Below are 3,204 nucleotides of genomic sequence, written 5' to 3'. Positions count from 1 at the left end.
TTTTGGCAACGCAGATGCCGTGCCGCAGCCGCCGGAGCGGTGCTTAAGCCGCAAGGCGGGAATTGTGCGGTGTTGCCATAGGGTAATTCCCCCTATTATTTTATTCCGGCTGTTTCAGCTGGCGGATCAGCTGGTTGGTACCGGTTGCCGCGAGGCCTGAAACAATGCCCACGGCCAGCGCTGTCAATGGGTCGCCTGCTGGGAAGTCCGGCACACTTCCGCACCAGGCCAGCACCCCCAGCACACCGCCCAGCGTGCCGCAGATGGTGGGCAACCATTTATTGGCAAGCGGCGTTTGTTTGACCGCTGTTGCCGCCAGGTAGCAGATAACCGTAATCGCCGCCACCCCTGCCATACCAAAAGTTGTCAGATCCATGGTCTCCTCCTTTTTATTTTATGCTTTTATTTTATGCTTTTCTTTTAACTTATGGCCTGGCCTGCGGGGGTATGCGCCTTTTCCAGGTTGCTCAGGCGGTGGTTTGCCACACGCAGCTGCTCTTCCAGCACCGGCACCCGCTGGGCAAAGTTGTTGTGGGCGCGCACTTCGCGGGTTAGCTCCTCCAAGCGGGCATCCGTGACCGCCTGGGCCGTTACCATCCGCTGTTCCGCGCGGCGGGCAGCCATCATGTTGGTGATAACCACCCCCAGCAGGCTCAGCCCGCCGGTGATCAGCGCCACCAGAATTGCTTCCATCCTGCTCACACCTCCGTATAGGCGGCGTGGTACAGCCCCGATTCCACCAGACCAAGGTCCCCGCACAGGGCATACAGCCGGGCAGCGTCCCCGTTGGAAATCGGCCCCACCGTTACCGTCTGCATTTGGACCGGCTGTGTTTTTTCCGCTGCCGGGCGGGCAACGCTCTGGTAGCCGCCCAGCCGCACCGCAGTAGATGCCGCCGCAAAATCTGCATCCAGCCAGTTCAGCGGGTGAACCCGGCGGTTTTTGTACCGCACCTCAAAATGCAGGTGTGCCCCGTAACAGTTGCCGGTATCCCCGCTGTAGCCGATCAGCTGGCCCTCGTATACCGTCTCCCCCTGGGCCACGCAGAGTTTGCTCAAATGGGCGTACAGCGTCTCCAGCCGGCCGCCGCGGTAATCCGCATGGCGCAGCTTGAGCATATTGCCATAGCTGTTGGTATCCCCCTGGGTGCGGCGGCCATTCCAGCGGTATGCGGTTTCCACCGTACCGTCTGCCGCGGCATACACCGGCGTGCCGACGGCGGCGCGGAAATCCAGCGCCCGGTGCAGGCTGCCGTCATTATAAAACCACCCAGCGGTAATCACATGGCTTTGCAGCGGCCAGCCAAACAAAACATCCCCATTGTGTAAAATCATCCATCCTCCTGTTCTGCCTTACGCCGCCGTAAAGGTTTTGGTGCTAATGTTGAAGGTACCCTTGGTTTTTACGCCGGTATAATGCACATTAAAGGGGATCTGGTAGCCAGTGGTATCGCCGCCATAGCTGACGATCTCAATGTAGCATTCCTCCTTGATGGCCGGGTAGGCGTTTGCGGATGCTTCGCCCCAGAGCTTAACCTCCACAATGTCGGTTTTCAGGTCATCCAGCGTCAGGTCACCGTCGATAATGGCCTGTAGCTTTTCAAACAGCGGGTCGTTTTTCTCGGCATAATAGGGTGCCACTTCGCCCTGTTTCTGGTAGCTGTCGATCGTGATCGAAGTCTGGCCCAGGATATTATTTTTCTTTTCCACATTGGCGGAAAGTTCCGGGGAATATTCTTCCAGGTCGTTGCCCAAGCGGCAATAGCTGGCGGTACCGGAACCAAACGCCGCGTTCAAAAAGTGCGCCATATATTTGCGCTCAATCTTCAAATGTATCACTCCATTTCATCGTATAGTGTGCCGTCAGTGTAACGTTGTAAACTGCGCTGCCCTCATCGTTGGCCTGTTCCAGCCGGGCGGCCCCGGCGGTCAGGGTCTCCTGTACGGGGTCAGCGTTGCCAAGCTGCGGGGCCAAGCCGGCCGCGCTCTGCTCCGCTACCCAGGCCTGCAGTTCCAACAGGCGGCGGGCGGTCTGGGCACTCAGATTCGCATCCCCCGGCACAAAGGGCAGGTTCAGGCGCAGCACCAGCTGCATTTTTTGGCGGGTCGTCACCTGCCCCAGCAGGTTCTGCCAGCGGTCGGTCTGCTCCACCCCTTTGGGGAAGAGCGCCCCGGTGCCCGCCGCCGGGGGCAGGTCGTCCACACGCAGATCAATACCGGTCAGAGCCGGGCAGCGGGCCAGCCATTGCAGCAACTGTTCAAAATAGGTTTCGTTCACGCGCTTTGTCTCCCCTTTCCGGTCAATTACTCAGGCTGTGCGCGCCGCTGCCGGAGCGGGTCCACCAGCCGCCCGCTTCCACATGGGCAGCCTGCCCGGCCGCTGTTTTACAGTCTACATACTGCACAGCGGCCAGCCCCGGCACTTTGGCGGGGGTAAAATCCAGCCATTGGGTGTAGCTCACCTCCGGCCCGGTGCCTGCAAGCACGCGGTCATGGGGTTCCAGCGTATAATCCCGGCCAAACGCCGCATGTTTTTCCGGGATAACCAGCAAAAACGCCGTGGCCGCACTGCCTGCGGGGCCGCTGCCGCCTGCCGCGGTTTCACGGCGGCGGGTATCAAAGTGTACGCCCTGCACAACGGTGCGCGTGATGGTATGTGCCGCCGGGTCCGCATGGTAGAAGGTAACGGTCTGGCAGCACAGGGGGTACTGTAAGGGCGCGGCCATCAGCCCACCCCGCCGCTGGCATAGCGGCCAAACACCAGGTAGTCCTGCGCCAGGGCACGCAGGTAACCTTCCCGGCTCTGGATGGTTTCGGCGCAGAGCTCCGGCGGGGCAGCATAGGTTTCGCTCACGCTGCCCACGCTGGCGCTCACCACGCGGCAGCGGTTGTCCTCCTCCGCAAAGGCATACATTGCATCCGCCATGGCGCAGAGGGCGCAGGCTTCCGGTTCCTGCAGGCCCGCGCGCGGGCGCACATCAAACATACCTTTGTAGCGCTCCAGCTGGCGAGCGGCGCGGGTAATAAAGCGTGCAAAGCTTTCCTGCGGGATCTTTTCGCCCAGGTAGCTGGCGGTATAAAATTCGTAATCCGGCAAAGGCATTCCTCCTTCTCACAGGATTTTCTTTGGCAACACCGCACAATTCCCGCCTTACGGCTTAAGCACCGCTCCGGCGGCTGCGGCACGGCATCTGCGTTGCCAAAA

At 60.5% G+C, this 3,204-nt stretch carries 7 protein-coding genes; all 7 read right to left on the bottom strand.

The window, feature by feature from the left end; translation table 11 throughout:
- Positions 1-100: 100 nt before the first annotated feature.
- From C4885_RS15815 to C4885_RS15785, 7 genes are read right to left on the bottom strand one after another with little or no spacing between them, the layout of a single operon-like run.
- A complete protein-coding gene (locus C4885_RS15815) occupies positions 101-376 on the bottom strand; it encodes a phage holin family protein (protein ID WP_114001253.1) in 276 nt (91 codons plus the stop codon).
- 44 nt (positions 377-420) lie between these two features.
- Positions 421-693 (bottom strand): hypothetical protein, encoded by a 273-nt coding sequence (locus C4885_RS15810; protein WP_114001252.1) that lies wholly within the window; start codon positions 691-693, stop codon positions 421-423.
- 5 nt (positions 694-698) lie between these two features.
- Entirely contained in the window at positions 699-1,334 is a 636-nt protein-coding gene (locus C4885_RS15805) for a M23 family metallopeptidase (protein WP_114001251.1), read from the bottom strand.
- A gap of 18 nt (positions 1,335-1,352) precedes the next feature.
- Entirely contained in the window at positions 1,353-1,829 is a 477-nt protein-coding gene (locus C4885_RS15800) for a hypothetical protein (protein ID WP_114001250.1), read from the bottom strand.
- Positions 1,819-2,277 (bottom strand): hypothetical protein, encoded by a 459-nt coding sequence (locus C4885_RS15795; protein WP_114001249.1) that lies wholly within the window; start codon positions 2,275-2,277, stop codon positions 1,819-1,821. Before C4885_RS15795 ends, C4885_RS15800 begins: the two co-directional genes overlap by 11 nt.
- Before the next feature lie 22 nt (positions 2,278-2,299).
- Positions 2,300-2,725: a hypothetical protein gene (locus tag C4885_RS15790; RefSeq protein ID WP_114001248.1), complete on the bottom strand. Its 426-nt coding sequence runs from the start codon at positions 2,723-2,725 to the stop codon at positions 2,300-2,302.
- On the bottom strand, positions 2,725-3,096 hold the full coding sequence (locus C4885_RS15785) for a hypothetical protein (protein WP_114001247.1): 372 nt from the start codon (positions 3,094-3,096) through the stop codon (positions 2,725-2,727). The genes C4885_RS15790 and C4885_RS15785 overlap by 1 nt, the downstream gene beginning before the upstream one ends.
- Positions 3,097-3,204: the final 108 nt, after the last annotated feature.

Origin of the sequence: Subdoligranulum sp. APC924/74, from assembly GCF_003324125.1 — a bacterium.
Taxonomy (GTDB): domain Bacteria; phylum Bacillota; class Clostridia; order Oscillospirales; family Ruminococcaceae; genus Gemmiger; species Gemmiger qucibialis.
The sequence above is the reverse complement of the archived record's forward strand: the minus strand, read 5'-3'. Positions and strand labels throughout refer to the sequence as shown.

Bases quoted from the DNA above. Each gene is read 5' to 3' on its own strand.
- C4885_RS15815 (WP_114001253.1), bottom strand. From the start codon at position 376: ATGGATCTGACAACTTTTGGTATGGCAGGGGTGGCGGCGATTACGGTT.
- C4885_RS15810 (WP_114001252.1), bottom strand. From the start codon at position 693: ATGGAAGCAATTCTGGTGGCGCTGATCACCGGCGGGCTGAGCCTGCTG.
- C4885_RS15805 (WP_114001251.1), bottom strand. From the start codon at position 1,334: ATGATTTTACACAATGGGGATGTTTTGTTTGGCTGGCCGCTGCAAAGC.
- C4885_RS15790 (WP_114001248.1), bottom strand. From the start codon at position 2,725: ATGGCCGCGCCCTTACAGTACCCCCTGTGCTGCCAGACCGTTACCTTC.